This is a genomic window from Rosistilla carotiformis, from assembly GCF_007753095.1.
Lineage (GTDB): Bacteria > Planctomycetota > Planctomycetia > Pirellulales > Pirellulaceae > Rosistilla > Rosistilla carotiformis.
Genome location: NZ_CP036348.1, coordinates 3,227,661 through 3,244,061 on the forward strand (window position 1 = coordinate 3,227,661; position 16,401 = coordinate 3,244,061).

At 58.8% G+C, this 16,401-nt stretch carries 10 protein-coding genes; 3 read left to right on the plus strand and 7 right to left on the minus strand.

Going from position 1 to position 16,401, the window contains the following annotated elements; genetic code table 11:
- Positions 1 to 39: 39 nt before the first annotated feature.
- From Poly24_RS11770 to tilS, 5 genes are all read right to left on the minus strand, one after another.
- A complete protein-coding gene (locus Poly24_RS11770) occupies positions 40 to 1,086 on the minus strand; it encodes a DUF1559 domain-containing protein (RefSeq protein WP_145095051.1) in 1,047 nt (348 codons plus the stop codon).
- A gap of 548 nt (positions 1,087 to 1,634) precedes the next feature.
- Positions 1,635 to 2,114, minus strand: a complete 480-nt coding sequence (locus tag Poly24_RS11775; protein WP_145095053.1) for a carboxypeptidase-like regulatory domain-containing protein — start codon at positions 2,112 to 2,114, stop codon at positions 1,635 to 1,637.
- A gap of 241 nt (positions 2,115 to 2,355) precedes the next feature.
- Complete coding sequence (locus tag Poly24_RS11780) at positions 2,356 to 3,402, minus strand: DUF1559 domain-containing protein (protein WP_145095056.1); 1,047 nt, start codon at positions 3,400 to 3,402, stop codon at positions 2,356 to 2,358.
- 850 nt (positions 3,403 to 4,252) lie between these two features.
- Positions 4,253 to 4,750, minus strand: a complete 498-nt coding sequence (locus Poly24_RS11785) for a SixA phosphatase family protein (RefSeq protein ID WP_145095060.1) — start codon at positions 4,748 to 4,750, stop codon at positions 4,253 to 4,255.
- Positions 4,751 to 4,874: 124 nt separating this feature from the next.
- A complete protein-coding gene (gene tilS / locus Poly24_RS11790) occupies positions 4,875 to 5,879 on the minus strand; it encodes a tRNA lysidine(34) synthetase TilS (RefSeq protein WP_197452512.1) in 1,005 nt (334 codons plus the stop codon).
- A gap of 201 nt (positions 5,880 to 6,080) precedes the next feature.
- Between tilS and Poly24_RS11795 the strand changes: the two genes are divergently transcribed.
- A complete protein-coding gene (locus Poly24_RS11795) occupies positions 6,081 to 6,812 on the plus strand; it encodes a hypothetical protein (RefSeq protein ID WP_145095068.1) in 732 nt (243 codons plus the stop codon).
- A 205-nt stretch (positions 6,813 to 7,017) separates the two neighbouring features.
- Positions 7,018 to 7,590, plus strand: coding sequence for a DUF4256 domain-containing protein (locus Poly24_RS11800; RefSeq protein ID WP_145095071.1), 573 nt, complete (start codon positions 7,018 to 7,020; stop codon positions 7,588 to 7,590).
- Between the two features lie 198 nt (positions 7,591 to 7,788).
- Here Poly24_RS11800 and purL read toward each other — a convergent pair whose 3' ends face one another.
- Together purL and Poly24_RS11810 are read right to left on the minus strand one after the other, a co-directional pair.
- The gene (gene purL / locus Poly24_RS11805; protein ID WP_145095074.1) at positions 7,789 to 10,707 is read right to left on the minus strand and encodes a phosphoribosylformylglycinamidine synthase subunit PurL; all 2,919 of its coding nucleotides are present in this window, start codon (positions 10,705 to 10,707) and stop codon (positions 7,789 to 7,791) included.
- Between the two features lie 101 nt (positions 10,708 to 10,808).
- On the minus strand, positions 10,809 to 11,942 hold the full coding sequence (locus tag Poly24_RS11810) for a hypothetical protein (RefSeq protein ID WP_145095077.1): 1,134 nt from the start codon (positions 11,940 to 11,942) through the stop codon (positions 10,809 to 10,811).
- A 238-nt stretch (positions 11,943 to 12,180) separates the two neighbouring features.
- Here Poly24_RS11810 and Poly24_RS11815 point away from each other — a divergent pair, with 238 nt between their 5' ends.
- Positions 12,181 to 16,395, plus strand: coding sequence for a DUF7133 domain-containing protein (locus tag Poly24_RS11815; RefSeq protein WP_145095078.1), 4,215 nt, complete (start codon positions 12,181 to 12,183; stop codon positions 16,393 to 16,395).
- Positions 16,396 to 16,401 lie beyond the last annotated feature (6 nt).

A 16,401-nucleotide genomic window follows, 5' to 3' on the forward strand; every position in this document is an offset into this window, starting at 1 on the left:
TACATCCAATCGGTGGGAAATCCCTTGTGGGGATTCAGATTACGGCAAGCTGACCGTCTCGCGTGCACCACGAGTGCCGATGGCGCCCCAAACCCCGTAGGGGCTGTTTGTCGACACGGGGCCGGGCGAAGCCGCCGAGAGATTTCCTGTGTCGATGGTTTCGGAGATGAACTTTACACCGCCATCGGCCATGCAGCCTTGGACTCCGCCAGGGTGCCAGCTGAATACGGAGTAAATCGCGTTATTGGTGTCCTCCCAGCTCGTCGTACTTTCGTTGCACGATGGAGAGTTTGGGGGGAGGATGGTTTGAAAGCCCGTAAACGCGACACGTCCGTCACCCCATTTCACGCCACGCTGGTAATTGCCGTTTCCGGACGCAAACTGAAGCTTGTCGCCCGTGCTGACGGTTGCTTTGCAGACCGATGGTGCTGCGACAATTCCACTAATATTGTTAATAACCTGACCGGGAACCTCAAGGTCGTCGCCGCCATACGATAGCGAAGCGACAATCTCGCTAAACACGATCGTATTGCTGGTGCCGTCCTTGATGTCACGCATCTTCAGCCCCTTTGTCCCAAGAAAAACTCCTCGACCTTGCTCGAAGTTCGAGTTTTCTAATTGAGTCGCACGGTCTCCGTGATTGCAAACGTAACTCGACTTGCCACGGTCCCGGTCTTGGAGCCCCGAATCGGAAGGGCACTGCAGGGCGGCGAGGTCGGCGTCCCACCATGTGGTGCTGGCCCAAGGAGGACCGGTTTGTCCACCGTTCCCCTGGATCTGATCGTACATTGCCTGTTGCTCAATAAATGGCAACATGCCCACAAACGGTGAGAGCCGTCCGCCGTTCGTATTCGTTCCTGACGTTGTGCCCGTGATTCCAGGTGGAAAGAATTGATAGGTGTCGTGGTAATTATGGAACGCCAGGCCAAGTTGTTTCAGATTATTGCCACAGCTCATGCGGCGTGCTGCTTCGCGGGCAGCCTGTACGGCGGGCAATAAAAGGCCAACCAAAATTCCGATGATCGCGATCACGACCAAAAGTTCGACCAGCGTGAAGCCGGTTCTGTGAGAGGACTTCGATCCCATAAAGGATAACAACCTTTAAAAAGAGGGTGAAAACGGAAACGACAGGTAGGTTGCCGTGCTCTTCGCCCTTGGGGGACGGCATAACGCGCCGCCCACAGGCAGACTACATGAACATCCCAAGCGCGATCCAGACACTTTGGCACGGATTTACAATACATGGGGAGGGGGCGTGTGTTCAATCCCTTTCGGCGACTTAGAACACAGCTTGGGGGAAATAAACGCACTTGCTGTGCCCACGGGGGTGGGGCAAGCTACGCAGGAGCGTTTCTCTGGAATGCGAGTATCGCGGCCCCGAGTCTAGAATTGAACGGCATTTGGAGTCCGTTGCTGCTGACAAACAGCGATCGGCGTTCGGCAGCGCTGGGGCTATTTCGCGTGGGGGCAGCCCCGAGCCGGCATCGCGTTTTCGCTTCGCTGGCTAGCAATCTGCCCCTTTTTTCTGCGGCCAAGTTCCAACGAAGTCGTCGGTCGAGCGTCGACAGACGGCTTCGTTGTTGGATGTCGCTTCGGCTGGCATCTTCACCTGCCGGCGAGGTTTCACTGCTGATCTACTTGCTTGTGACTTCGAAGGTGAATTCGTTGGCGCCCGGTTTGACGTCGGCGGTCAATCCCGAGGTTTCGGCATCGGCATACTTCTCCGCGATATGATCAACGACTTTGCCCAACGCTTCGGGGGGCGGTGTCTTGCCGTAGTTGGGCGAATTTTCGTCGAAATACGAACTGTCCGCGCCGACGGTTTCACGCTTTAGGACCGCAACTTTATAAGTCCCTTCAGGAACTCCATCCCCCGGGTCAAACGTCGTGAACGTGAACTCTCCCTGAGCGTTTGACTTTGCCGAAGCGCCCCGCTCATCCCCCTTTAAAATGACTGTAACCCCTTCCATGGGCGCTCCGTCGACCAACACCTTGCCGCCGGCTGGATGGACGGTAACACCGGGGTTGTTCGTTCCGGTGCCAGTGCCGCAGCCGGCGAGCAGCAGGGATACCCCGCAAACCAGACTTGCGGTGCAAAGCCGAAAACACTTCATTCCAAGATCCTTCATTGAGTTAACTCTTAAGCAATGCCGACATCATCCGCTGGTGACTTTTGTGCGGAGTGTCCACGTGGGCGGTCGGACGAAAAATATGCAAACGTGTTGCCGATAAAGACAGCGATACATCTACAACGCGAGCCCAGTGCAGCCGAAGCTGCCTGAGCTCTCAAATTGATTTCCCTGTTATGGAACCACGACGATCGTATTAAATCGTCGTGGTCACTCCAGGATATCCTTAAGGAAGGTTAACCACTTCACGAGCACCCCGGGTGCCGATGGCTCCCCATACTCCGTAGGGGCTATTGGTATTCACGCGACCTGGAGTCGCAGCCGAAAGGTTGCCTGTGTCGATCGTTTCGGCAATGAACCTCACGCCACCGTCGGCCATGCAGCCTTGGACGCCCCCTGGGTGCCAGCTGAAGACCGAATAAATCGCATTGTTAGGATCTTCGCTGTTTGTCCCTTCCACGCACGATGGCGAGTTTGGCGGCAGGATCGTTTGAAATCCGGTAAACGCGGGGCGACCATCGGCCCATCGATCGCCGCGGCGCATATCTCCGTCGCTGCCGGTGACAAATTGCATTTTGTCGGCGGTGCTCGCCGCTGCCTTGCAGGCTGACGGAGCCGCCACAATTCCGCTGATTTCTTTTACGACCTGGCCAGGAATTTCCAAGGCATCGCCACCGTAGGACAGCGAGGTCACCACTTCACAGAAAACAATCGTGTTGCTGGTGCCGTCCTTGATATCGCGCATCTGCAGTCCCTTCCGACCTAAGAAAACGCCTCGTCCTCGTTCAAATTCGTAGCTTTCCAGCTCCGTAGCTCGGTCTCCATGATTGCAGACATAATTCGACTTGCCACGGTCACGGTCTTGTCGGCCTGAATCCGAAGGGCATGCCAGGGCGTCCAGGTCAGCATTCCACCAGTCGGTGCTTTCCCAAGGGTACCTTGTCTGGCCACCGTTAGCTTGAATTTGGTCATACATTGCCTGCTGTTCGATAAAGGGCAACATGCCGACGAACGGCGATAAACGGCCCGCATTGTGGGACGTGCCGCTTGAGGTACCTGAAAGTCCCGGTGGAAAGACTTTGTAGGTGTCGTGGTAATTGTGAAACGCCAAACCGAGCTGTTTCAAATTGTTACCGCAACTCATGCGTCGCGCTGCTTCGCGAGCTGCTTGAACGGCTGGCAACAAAAGGCCAACCAAAATTCCGATGATCGCGATCACGACCAAGAGTTCGACCAGCGTGAAGCCGGTTCTGGGGGAAGACTTAGATCCCATGAATAGCACATCCTTTCAAAAAGACGAAAAGTGGAATAGGAAACGACAATTTGGCTAACAGTGCAAATTTGAACTGGTTGCCGAAATGAACGCTTAGGAAAAGTGGTTTGTTGCGGTCTTGGAGACCACAACTTAACCAGAGGGTGCTAGGGGTGTGATTATACCGGTGTTCGATCACCAATGCAAGTGCAAGTCGCGTTAGGGCTGTTTAAGGCGGGATTCTCCTCCGGAAGCTTGACCTGGTTCCTGCCTGGAATCAAGATATCGAGGTGTCGATCGGAAGCATCGGCGGCGCCAGGGTTTCCTGCGTGGTGTGGTGTAATCCACTTGTTGGTGGGCAGCCTCTGGATCGAGCTTCGCCTCTGCTCTCCTGTGTGCCCGACGAACCGTTTCGATGCGCAGGCTGGTAACTTGCTCGGTGTTGCGTCAACGGTGCGATGAACCGACGTGTTGCTGGTAACAGAATGAGTTCATCACAACAGGAGGTTGCGCCGGGGCGGAGAGGTGCGTTTGGCCGGAAATCCGTTTGAACCGGGGGGAGCGTCGTGCAATTTAGAATTCCAGCCTGCGAGGCGCCTTCGTGCGTGAACATTCTGCGACCCATCGGGCGCTAGAGACCGCGGACTTTCTTGCTCCCAGGGCGGCTTGCTAGCGACGAAAAGTTTTGCAAGGCGATGTCGCCGAAAGCAGGGTGCTTGTCATGCCGCTGGCGAGCGGTTCCGCGTTTCGAACGCTTTACAGATCACGGGCCGGTGTTGCGAAGTGTTGTGGGTGTCGCTCTCGCGGATCGATCGTGTGGCGGCAAGTTGAGGCTGTCGGTGGTTCGGCCGTTGAAATCGCTGCGAAAATACTAATCGATCGCCTTGGGACGCGTTGCGGCCAGTGTGATTGCTTGGCAGGTGAGCCGTAGTTTGGACCACTCGGGAATTTCGAAGGCCAGAGCCAGAATCGCTGCAGTCGGAAAGTGGCCGCAGGCACCGCTGAAGTGTCCCGCCAGCATCTCCATGCCTGGATTGTGACCGACCACCATCACCCGCTTCGCCTCCATCGCGTCGCTGGCGACGACCTTGATGATCGTTTCGGGAGCTGCGTGATAAAGCGTGCGGCTATCGTGAATCGGCACCTCCACGGGCCACTCCCCCGCCACCGCCTCGATCGTCTGCTGGGCGCGGACGGCGGTCGAACAAAGGACCAGGTCGGGAAGCAGATCTTGCTCCAGGATCCAGCGGCCGATTCGCGGCGCGTCGCGACGGCCGCGATTGTTGAGTGTCCGGTCGTGATCGGACAACGACACATCTCCCCAGTCACTCTTGGCGTGCCGCATCATGATCAATTCAAGTCGAGACATCGATTCGCAACTCGCCTGGTTCGAAGGTGGGGGGAGCTAAATGTGATAAGTGGTAGCGCGACGGAAGGGCCGATGCGTGTCAATCGCTTCCTTGACTGACATCCTACAGAAAATCAGGCTGCTTTTATAGACGTTGGGTCAGCATGATCGCGTCGTTGGATACCGAAACGTGAACATTTCCAGGAAGATCAAAACCGGCCGGATCTACCTCGGATCCACTGTTCTTCAACAACTGTGTTAACCGTTTCCAGTGTCGATGCGACATTTTAGCCTGCGGCCAATCCATTTTTTTCCAACAACCTTGCAGTAGAGCGACTTTGACAGCTTCGGGAGCCCGCTGAAGTGGCGCGATATCAATGCGCACGATAGCGTCTTCGCAAACGACAGTCGTCGTCTCGAGTTCAGCCGCGATTTGATCGACAGCCGCCTGCAGTTCGCCGACGTTTTGCCCCAAACGCAAGAGCGATTCATCGACTTGCGGAAACGGATCCTTGAGCATTGGCAGCAGTTCGACTCGCAACCAGTTCCGCGTCCACATCGGTTCGGCGTTTGTTGGGTCGTTGCGATAGGCTTGCCCCATCGCCGCCATCGCCGCTTCGATTGCTTGGCGCGCGACGTTCAGAAAGGGACGAGCCAGCACGAGGTCTTCCCCCAAGGGGCGAAACGCAGCGATCCCCCGGGCGCCGGATCCGCCAGTGCCGCGGAAGATGTTGTGCAGGATCGTTTCGACTTGATCGTCGCGGTTGTGCGCGACAGCGACATAGCGGGCGCCGAGCCGCCGAGCGACCGCGTCGAGGAATTCATAACGTTCCCCGCGGAGATCGGCTTCGCTGCGCGATGGATCGCGCGACGCGGAGCGGCCGAGTTCGAAATCGAGTCCCAAATCACGAGCCAGTTGGCCGACAAACGCTGCGTCGTCCGCCGAATCGTCGCGGGTCTGGTGGTCGTAATGGGCAACGATCAGATTCGATGCAGCCTCGTCGGCCATCTGTGCCAACGTCCGTAGCAGGCAGACGCTGTCGGCGCCGCCGCTGACACCGACCACCACGCGCAGCGAAGCCCACCGCCCCGCGGGCCAAATGGCAGCGACTCGGTCGCAAATCGGTTGAAGGGGATCGGTTTCAGACACGCGGTTTTTCGAGCTGCGGTGAAGTTGGAGAGCCGTGATGCCGGTCGGAGGCTGCGGGTTGTAGCGATTTTGACGGCGGGCATCAGGCGTTAGAGTCGGCTTTCTGGCGACAAGTCGCTTGCCAATTCGGAACCGGATTATTGTGGAAAGAGGCCAAGCAGACGCCTTTCAACGCAAACGTCCAACCCGAGAGTGTATCCGATGCGATTCCCCAACCTAGCAATTCGCCAGCTGATCGTCGCCACCGTCGTGGTCGCGGTCCAGGGCGTTGCTTGGGGAGCGGATTGGTTGACGCTGCCGAGCACGTACACGCACGACCCGTCGACCGGGGCGCGCGTCGAGCAATATGCAGCGCACGCTCCAGCGGTCTCTCGGGTCGACCCCAGTTATCGCGAGAGCGGTTATCGCCAGTATCGCAGCACGCTGCAATATGGCCAAGCAGCAGACAACTACCACGCCGTTGAAAAGTGGGGCGAGCCAGTGCGTCCCTACGGCGAATGGCGCTTCCCCGTGCGACCCTACTCTGCTCCCTATGCCGCTTGGGGAGCTCCCTTGGCCGGCATGAACGTCGGCGGCTACTACCCCGGCGGTTACGCCAATCCAGGATTTAACGGTGGCGGCTACCCCGGTGGCGGCGGCCATCCCCACGGCCCAGGTCCCGGCGGAAACGGCCAGCCTGGCGGAAACCACCCCGGTGGCAGTTATCCTGGCGGAGGGCATTCCGGTGGCGGATACCACGGTGGTGGCTATCCCGGCGGCGGATCCGGTTATCCCGGCGGATACGCTCAACCCGGGTTTGGCGGCGCGTCGCTAACGCCATACCCGCCCACCCAGGCCTATCCAACGCCGCCGTATTACGACGGAGCCTACCCGACGTACGGCGAGCAACCACGCATGAACGACCGCGAGTTCTTCCACAAACCAAGGCCATAGGATCGGCCTTCGAAACGCCACGGCATTTGTTTCGACCGCAGGGCGAATCGCAATCCCCTGGTCGTGAAGCGGTGCTGCTGCATGGAGGGGAGGACGTTTCATGGGATTTACTTGCGTTGGCACAGCGGAAGCGGGTGCGATAGGATAGTCGTCTTTGCGAAAGCGATTCTGTTCGTTGGCCCCTCGATGGACAAACCGACCCCCCATGAAAAAGAAACGTGAGTCCCGTCTCGATTCCACCGAGCCATCGGAGGATCTTTTGGCAACGCTTCAGTCGCGATTCAACGCAAATGAGAGCCGGCATCGGGGCATTCGCTGGAGCGATGTCAAAGCGAGAATCGATAGCAATCCCGCGAAACGCGCAGTGCTGGAGAGGATGGAGCGGACCGGCGGTGAGCCCGATGTTGTGGGGCGCGACAAGAAAACCGGAGCTTTCCTGTTTTTCGATTGCTGCGCCGAAAGTCCCATCGGGCGACGCAGTGTTTGCTACGACAGGGAAGCGTTGGAGTCGCGGAAGTCGCAGCCCCCCAGAGATAGCGTGCTCGATATGGCAGCGGCAATCGGGATCGATCTGCTTTGTGAGGAACAATATCGCGAGCTACAAACGCTGGGCGATTTCGACACAAAGACTTCTAGCTGGATTCGAACTCCTGCAGAAGTGCGTGCCCTTGGCGGCGCCTTGTTTGGCGACTTCCGCTATGGTCAGGTCTTCATCTACCACAACGGGGCCCAGAGCTACTACGCCGCCCGCGGCTTTCGCGGATCGGTCAGCGTTTGACGCTGCGTAAACGCGACTCGCCAATCGCACCGGCGAATGGCGGAAGTCACGAACGCTGCGAGCCTGTAGGTCGCACTTCGTGGTGGCAGAATAGCGGATCGGAGAACCGACTCACGCTCAATTCCAATGAAACGTGTCTGCGGACGATTCTCAACGCCGAAAGCGTGCTACCGTGCGAACGCCCTTTTCGGCGGACTTCTAATGCGATTCGAAGGCGAGTGGCTTTTGCCAGGTCTGCTTCAACGCGGGCCACTGCGATTCCATGACGGTTTGGTCGGCGTCGCGGATCGTTAACGATTCCCCTTCGACGACGGAGCCGATTCGAGTTAGTGGCAGCGAAGCAAAACAAGCTTCAAAGCTTTCCGTCGCGTCGCTGGCAACTTCGACCAGGAATCGGGAGTTCGATTCGCTGAACAGGATTACTTCCGGGCCTAGGCCACTTTGCGTCAGGTCGCTGATCTGCAGGTCGGCTCCTAATTCGCCAGCGAAACACATTTCGGCAACCGCCGCAGCCAGTCCACCTTCGCTGAGGTCGTGGCATGCGCGGACGCTGCCGCTGAGGATCGCTTGATGCATCGCGGCAAAGATCGCTTTGGCCGTTTGCACTTCGACCGTCGGTACCTGGCCGCCGGAAAGCTTGTTGACCAACGAGAAGTGCGATCCGCCGAGTTCGTCTTTGGTTTCGCCAACTAGATAGATCGCGTTGCGAGCCTGTTTCAGATCCATCGTGACGCACTTTGAAACGTCTTCGACTTGTCCCATGGCACTGATCAACAGGCTTGGCGGGATAGCAATCGTTTGACGGTTGCCATCGTCGTCGTTGTAGCTGAATTCGTTGTTCAAGCTGTCTTTGCCGCTGATGAACGGCGTCCCCAACGCGATCGCCATGTCTTGGCAAGCGATCGCCGCACGGACCAATGACCCAAGCGTTTCGGGACGATCGGTGTAGCCCCAACAGAAGTTGTCGAGGATCGCAATCTTCGCCGGATCCGCTCCCACCGCGACGGCGTTTCGCATCGCTTCGTCGATCGCACTGGCGGCCATGTGATAGGTATCGAAGTCGCCGAAGTGCGGGTTCATGCCGTTGCTGATCACGATTCCACGGCGACTCTCGACGCGCGGTCGCACGACCGCAGCGTCGCCAGGTCCATCGGCTTGCACACCAACCAACGGCTTGATCACGCTTCCACCTTGGACTTCGTGATCGTATTGGCGGATGATCCATTCCTTACTGGCGACGTTCAGCGCGGCCAAAATCTTTCGCAGCGTCTCGTCGTGGTCGGCGGGAACCGTTCCCTCCAGCGGGCAGACTTGCGGTGCCTGATAGATCGCATCGCGAACGATCGGCGGCCGGCCGTCGTGCAAGAAGTGCATCGTGACTTCGCCGACCAAGTTCTCGCCGTACATCAGTCGCAGGTTGCCGGTCGCTTCGAACTTTCCGATCCGCGTGACTTCGACCCCTTCGCTTTCGCAGAGCTTCTGCAACGGTTCCCACTGGTCGGCCGAAACCGACAGCACCATTCGCTCTTGCGCTTCGCTGATCCAGATCTCGGTGTAAGAGAGTCCGTCGTATTTGAGCGGACACTTGTCCAACCAAACCTCCGCACCAATCTTCTCGCCCATCTCGCCGACAGCGCTACTGAAACCGCCCGCACCGCAATCGGTCACGGCGTTGTAGAGTCCTGCGTCGCGAGCCTGCAGCAGAACGTCGGCGACCATCTTTTCGGTGATCGCATTGCCGATCTGGACTGCGCCGCCGGAAAGCGATTCGCTCTCGCTGGTCAATTCCGCACTGCTGAACGTCGCGCCGTGGATTCCGTCGCGGCCGGTTCGGCCTCCCATCGCCACAATGTAGTCGCCCGGCAACGCTTCCTTAAAACATTTGTCGACCGGCAGCAGACCGACGTTGCCGGCATAGACCAATGGATTGCCGAGGTAACGCGGGTCGAAATAGACCGCACCGTTGACCGTAGGAATTCCCATCCGGTTGCCGTAATCGCGGACGCCCGAGACGACACCTTTCATCACGCGGCGGGGATGCAGCACGCCAGCGGGGAGATCTTCGGGAGCGGTTTCTGGCGGAGCGAAGCAGAAGACGTCGGTGTTGCAAATCGGCTTGGCTCCCATCCCGGTCCCCAGCGGATCGCGGATCACGCCGCCGATGCCGGTGTTTGCCCCGCCGTAAGGTTCCAGCGCCGAGGGATGGTTGTGCGTTTCGACTTTGAAGCAGATGTTGTATTCGTCGTCGAAGGTGACGACGCCGGCGTTGTCTTCGAACACGCTGACGCACCAATCGTCATCGCCCAGCGATTTGCGAATCGATTGGGTCGCGGCAAAGATCGTTTCTTTGAGCATGTTTTCAAAGCGACGCTCGCCGTTTTCGTCGCGGTATGCGATTCGGCCCGCCAGCGTTTTGTGGCTGCAGTGCTCGCTCCAGGTCTGGGCGACCGATTCGAGTTCGATATCGGTCGGCTCGCGGCCCAAGTCGCGGAAGTGCTTTTGGATCGTCTGCATCTCGACGAGCGTCAGATACAGCTGGCCCTCTTTACTCAGGCGTTCCAACGCGGCATCGTCCAAGTCACGGATGGCGACATGTTGCAATTCGAACTCGTAAGCCGAACCGATTTGCAGCCGGTCCAGTTGCAGCGGTCCCACGATCACTTGTTCGATCGAATCGTTCGATAGGGCCCGCTTGCAGATTTGATCCAGCTGTTGCGGCGGCAGTTCGGGCAGCCAATACTTCCGCACCGTCCGGACCCCTTCGACTTGCCAACCGCCGTCGCGGATCGCCGCGATGGTGCTTTGAGCAACGGGATCCATCACGCCCGGCTTGGCCATGACATGGACCAAGGTTTTGTTGGCGTTGGGGGAGGCGAGCAGTTCGTCGCTGCCAACGGTGGCGATCACCGATCGCTGCGTGACCGGATCGACGAGATAATTGGCAGCGATCGCGGAGACCGCATCGGCGTCCAAATCACCTTCGACAAGAAAACTCTTGGACATCGCAACGTCCAAGTGGTCGGCCAAGCGAAGTTCGAAGATCTCTTCGGCGATTCGCGCCCCATCGCGGTCGACCGTGCCTTCGCTGGGATAAATATCGATTTGCCAGAGGGTCATGAGCTGCCTTCAATCGTCGAAAACCGGTGCCGCAAAAAGTGAACGAATCGTTCACAAATTTCGCAAACCAAGCCCTCGACGTGAAGGGGGCGTTGACAGCATTAGCCGCCAAAACCAAGTGCGCCAGCATATAGGCTGCGCTTGCTCGACCGTGGGACCGCAATCGGGTGAGGATTCAGGTCAAACGGAATCCCCGCGATGTGGTTGGCGGCCAGTTGCGTGCCGTGGGAGGCTTGTTGGATCGATTTGCCCGCCGAATATTTTTGCATCGTTTGCAAAATCTCAGGAGCGTAGCGAAATTCGCCGCCGGGAACCTCTTCGCCCAAGCGATCAAATTCGCCGACCGTCACAATGCTTCGATAGCGATCGTGGAACTCATACGCATCGACTCCCTTGGCTCGCAGGGCGACCACCATCTTGTGCGCCTGTTCAGCCCCCTTGTTCAATCGGTTCGGATTGGGGACCAGTTTCGACGCTCCCGCGCCGTTGCCGAAGTCGGTTGTGGCGTTGCCGCCGAAGGAGCGGACGACGACGGTGAACTTTCCAGGGTTGTCCAGCAAGCTGTGATCGACGTCTTCGTTCATGCTGCGGACAAACGCATCGACAACCGGGGCATTGAAAAATTCATCGGGCAGCAGGGGGTTTTTGGAAACAAAGGCCATGGCCATCGGGCCTGCCTGACGCTTTTCGCTGTCCTTATTGAACAGCTTCGATTGCAGTTGGCGGAAGGCGGCGAAGCGTTGACTGGTCTTGCCCGTCTTCGAAAAATCGAGCGATTTGGGCTGCGCGTGCTTCACCAAATCCAGCGTCTTCTCTATCGAAGGGTTCTGCAGCGAGTCGAATTCGCCGACCAGAACGGCATACGAATCGTACTTGCGTCCGTTCAGGTGACGCATCTTGACCGGTTGGGGGCCCGAACCCATCAGCGGGCGGGTGTAATCGTAAGCCTCTTGGTGGATGTAGGCGGGCAGGTTGTAGTCCTGTCGTAGCTCCATCACCAGATCGGAAGCTTGTTGCTTCCCCTGTTCCCCACCAAAACAGGCGGCCAGGATCAGCCAGGGGCCGTTTTCTTCGCTCAGTTCATATTCCACGTTCGGATCGGCCTCGACCGTCCGACGGGTGAACATATTAAGAAACGAAGGAGGCGCAGCCGTCGTGATGCTGGCGCCTACAAGCACCAATACCAAGGTGATCGATCGTAAATGTTGCTGTGTTGCCCACTGCCCGCGTGTCATTCTGCTCTCCACCTGGGGAAACATCGGTTCTGTCCTTGAAGTCGGTGGGACCGTATCAAAACGATCCGTCCGCCGCAAAGACCGAATCGAACGAATCGCGTTCCCCGAGACAAACACGGCCCGACCGACTACGATAAGGCCTCCCCCCAAGGTGACTGGTCGGCCCCAAACGCCCACGCTCTCAAGGCCCCCCGTTGTCACCAATTCTTCAACATCACTCTCAATCTTTCCCAACTCCATGAACAACCGTTTTCTATTCCGCGCGACGGTGCTGTACGTCGCGGTGCTGCTTTCCCAAGCGATCTTTCTCGCCACCAGCGGCGTCGCCCAGGACGGAGAATCGGAACCGTCCGCGGTCCGACCTCCGCTGCGCGCTCTTTTGATCGCTGGCGGATGCTGTCACGATTACGCCGGCCAACAAGCGGTGATCGCGAAAGAGATCTCCGCCCGCGCGAACGTCCGTGTCGACGTTTACTGGACCGACGACAAGACCGTCACGCCCCCCTTCCCGCTGTTCCAACGATTGGACTGGGCCGACGGCTACGACGTAATCATCCACGACGAATGCGCCGCCGGTATCCGAGACCAAGCGATCGTCAACCGGATCCTGCAGGTGCATCAAAAGATCCCAGCGGTCCATCTGCATTGCGCCATGCACAGCTTCCGTACCGGCGGCGACGCCTGGTTCCGGCATCTGGGACTGCAATCGAATTCACACGGCCCCCAGAAACCGATCGATGTCCATTACGTCGACCCGCAGCATCCGATCACCAAGACGCTTGCCGATTGGACGACGATCAACGAAGAGCTGTACAACAACGTCAACGTCTTCGACGCCAAACCGTTGGCGATGGGCAAGCAGATCGTTGGCAAGAACGGCAAAGAGGAAGTGGTCGATGCGATCGTCGCCTGGACGACCGAGCGAGATGGCATCCGCGGCTTCAGCACCACGCTGGGACACAACACCGCCACGGTCGCCGATGACAAGTATATGGATCTCGTCACCCGCGGCTTGCTGTGGGCCTGCGATCGATTGACCGAAGAAGATTTGCAACCTTACAGCGGGTCGAACAAGGTTACCTTCATCGATTCGAAACTGCGCTCGTCGAGCGACGGTCCGTCGGACGTGATGCCCAAAGATGCCACGTTGGTGCGGATGAGTTCTTCGAGCACGCAGAGCGGGCACCCGTTGGCGCACGCGATCGATGGTTCGGACCAGACGCGTTGGTGCGCCGCCAACGGAACTTATCCCCAGTGGATTCAGTTCGAGTTTGAACAGCCGCGAGCGGTCGCTGAAATCGGATTGAAGTGGGAATCGAATCACATCTATCGATACCGCGTCGAGGGATCGAACGACGCCAAAGTGTGGACGATGCTGTTGGATCTAACGAACAATCAAAACCGGGAGAACGGGCCGCACGCGATCGCCAAACCAACGGCCTTCAAATTTCTACGGCTAACGGGAGTGGGTTGTTCCAGCGGAGGAAGCTGGTGCAGTATTCGCGAGATCCGTTTAAAAGGGGAAGGGATTAACGCGTTGTGGCCCGCCGATTCCGATGGCGAACCGCAGGCGTTCAAACCGCTCGCCGGAGAACTCTACACCTCCTTCGGAAACGCCCCGCCTCAAATTCTGCCCCTTGCGCCCGAGCGGGAGGCGGAGATTCTCAAGGACGTTCAAGTTGCCGATGGTTTCGAAGCGACGGTTTTCGCTGCGCCGCCAGCCGTCAATTATCCCGTCTTTGTCGCCGCGGCACCTGAAGGAACGTTGTATGTCAGTTCCGACGGCAACGGTTCGCTGGGGCGCGATCCCGAGCGCGGCCGCGTGATCCGGTTGCGCGATCTCGATGGCGACGGTCGGGCCGACGAAACGAAAACGTTCTGCACCGTCGATGCGCCGCGCGGTCTCGTCTGGGATCGCGACCGGTTGTATCTGATGCACCCGCCGCACTTGAGCGAGTTCATCGATCACGACCTCGATGGGATCGCCGACGAACAGAACATTTTGGTCCGCGACCTAGCGTTCGGTTACGACAAACGCCCCGCCGACCACACGACCAACGGCGTCAGCCTCGGTGCCGACGGATGGTTGTACATCGCCGGCGGCGACTTCGGATTTATGAACGCCGTCGGTCGCGATGGACGCACGCTGCAACATCGCGGTGGGGGCGTGATCCGCGTCCGTACCGATGGGACCGGATTGGAAGTCTATTCGACCGGCACGCGGAATATCTTGGAGGTGGCGATCAGTCCGCGGATGGATCTGTTCGCTCGCGACAACACCAACGATGGCGGTGGTTGGGACGTGCGACTGCATCACTTCACCGGGATGGACGACCACGGATACCCGCGTTTGTACAAGAACTTTGCCGACGAGTGCGTTGCGCCGCTGGCCGATTACGGTGGCGGTTCGGGATGCGGCGCGGTCTATCTGGACGAACCAGGCTTTGGCCAATGGAACGACGCCCCGCTGACGGCCGACTGGGGAACGGGCGGATTGTACCGACACACCGTGGAGCCCAAAGGATCGACCTTTGTCGAAACCGCTCCGCCGGAACCGATCGTCAAAATGACTCGCCCGACCGACGCCGACGTCGACGGAAACAGCGGCCTGTATGTGGCCAGTTGGCGCGGGGCAACGTTCAAATGGGAAGGACCCAATGTCGGCTACATCGTTCGCGTGACGCCGAAGGATTTCCAGCCCGAACCGATGATCGACTTCGCCAAAGCTTCGGACGAAGACCTTGTCGCTGCACTGGAATCGACCAGCTACCGTCGCCGGATCGCGGCACAGCGGGAACTGAAACATCGCAAACATCCCGCCGCGGATAAGCTGCTGGCCGACGCTAAACAGACGCGTTCGAGCGACCGGAATCTTGTCGAACGCTTGCAGACCGATGCCAGCGACGACGAACTGATCAAAGCCCTCGCGTCGACCGACCCGGTGATCGTGCACGTTGCCGTCCGCACGTTGGCTCATCGCGGCAACAGTGCCGCTTGCTGGCGAGCGATCGATGGCAACAACAACGCCGCCGACGCAGCCTTCCGCGCCCTGGCGATGATGCATTCGACCGACGTTGTCGACAGCTTGATCGACCGGTTAGCGAAAGCCGACGCGACCGCCGATCGCCGTGCGATCCTGGCAACGCTGTGCCGATTGCATTTCCACGAAGGCGTTTGGAATGGGCAATCGTGGGGAACGCGCCCCGATACCCGCGGACCGTACTATCAACCCGAACCGTGGCAGGAGACGCCAAAGATCGCTGCCACGTTGAAAGCGGAGTTGGCGAAAGCCTCTGGAGACGAAGCGGCTTGGTTGGTGCAGACGATGACTGCCAATCGGATCGAATCGACCGAAGCACTCGACCGACTGTTGCAGCTGGCCGGCAGCGACGCCAGCCTGATCCCAACGGCTGTGACCCAATTGGCCGCCGCCAGCGATGTCTCACCCGCAGGGTTGGCGCTGTTGTCGCGCGCGGTCAATTCCTCGGAGGCTTCCCCTGCGACGTTGGCGGAAGCTGTCGCTGCACTGACAAAAGCCGAAGGCCCCGACGCAGTCGGCGCGATCGTGACCGCGATGGATTCGCTGAGCAAAGCCTCGGGAGCCCGCGACCCGCTGAAGTCGGCGACGGCGGCGTTTCTGAAGTCGCCGAAGCTGGATCAATATGCTGGGGCGTTGGTCGCATTGGCGAACGATCCCGCGCGGCAAAAGAACCTGTGGGCCGATGCCGGCCTGATCGCATTGGCGGAACAGAAGGATCGCAGTCCCGAGACGCGCGAGGTCGCCCGCGAAGCGATCGACAGCGCTTGGGCAAACGCGGGCGACCGTGCGGCGCGTTTGATCCGAGCCGCCGCGGCAACGGACAGCCACCTGTTGGACGAACAGATTTTGTCTTCGATCAACGCGGCGGACACAACGCTTTCGGAAGCTGCCAAGTCGGCGGTGAAGCGGTTGAAACTGAAACCTCGCCCGACCGATATGTCGCCTCAATTGAGTTCGTTGGCGATCGACCAGGCGCTGCAACAAGCCGTTTCGAAATCGGGTGATCTCCGTTGGGGGCAGCAGGTGTTTGCCAAAGCCAACTGCACCGCATGCCACACGATCAGCAAAGACGAACCGCAGAAGGGACCGTTCCTGGGGAACATCGCTCGAACGTACAAGCGTCCCGAATTGGCCGCGGCGATTCTGCTGCCCAGCAAGACGATCGCACAGGGCTTTGTGACCAACGTGATCGTGACGCTCGACGGCGACACCTTAACCGGTTTTGTGACCAACGAGCAGAGCGACCGAGTGACGTTGCGTGATCAAAACGCCAAGGAGTACACGGTCATGAAGGACGACATCGAGATCCGCAAAACCTTGCCGACCTCCGTGATGCCCGACGGGCTGATGAACACCTACAGCGTTCACGATCTCGCGTCGCTGTTGGATTACCTGCAATCGCTCAGCGAATAGGCGGCA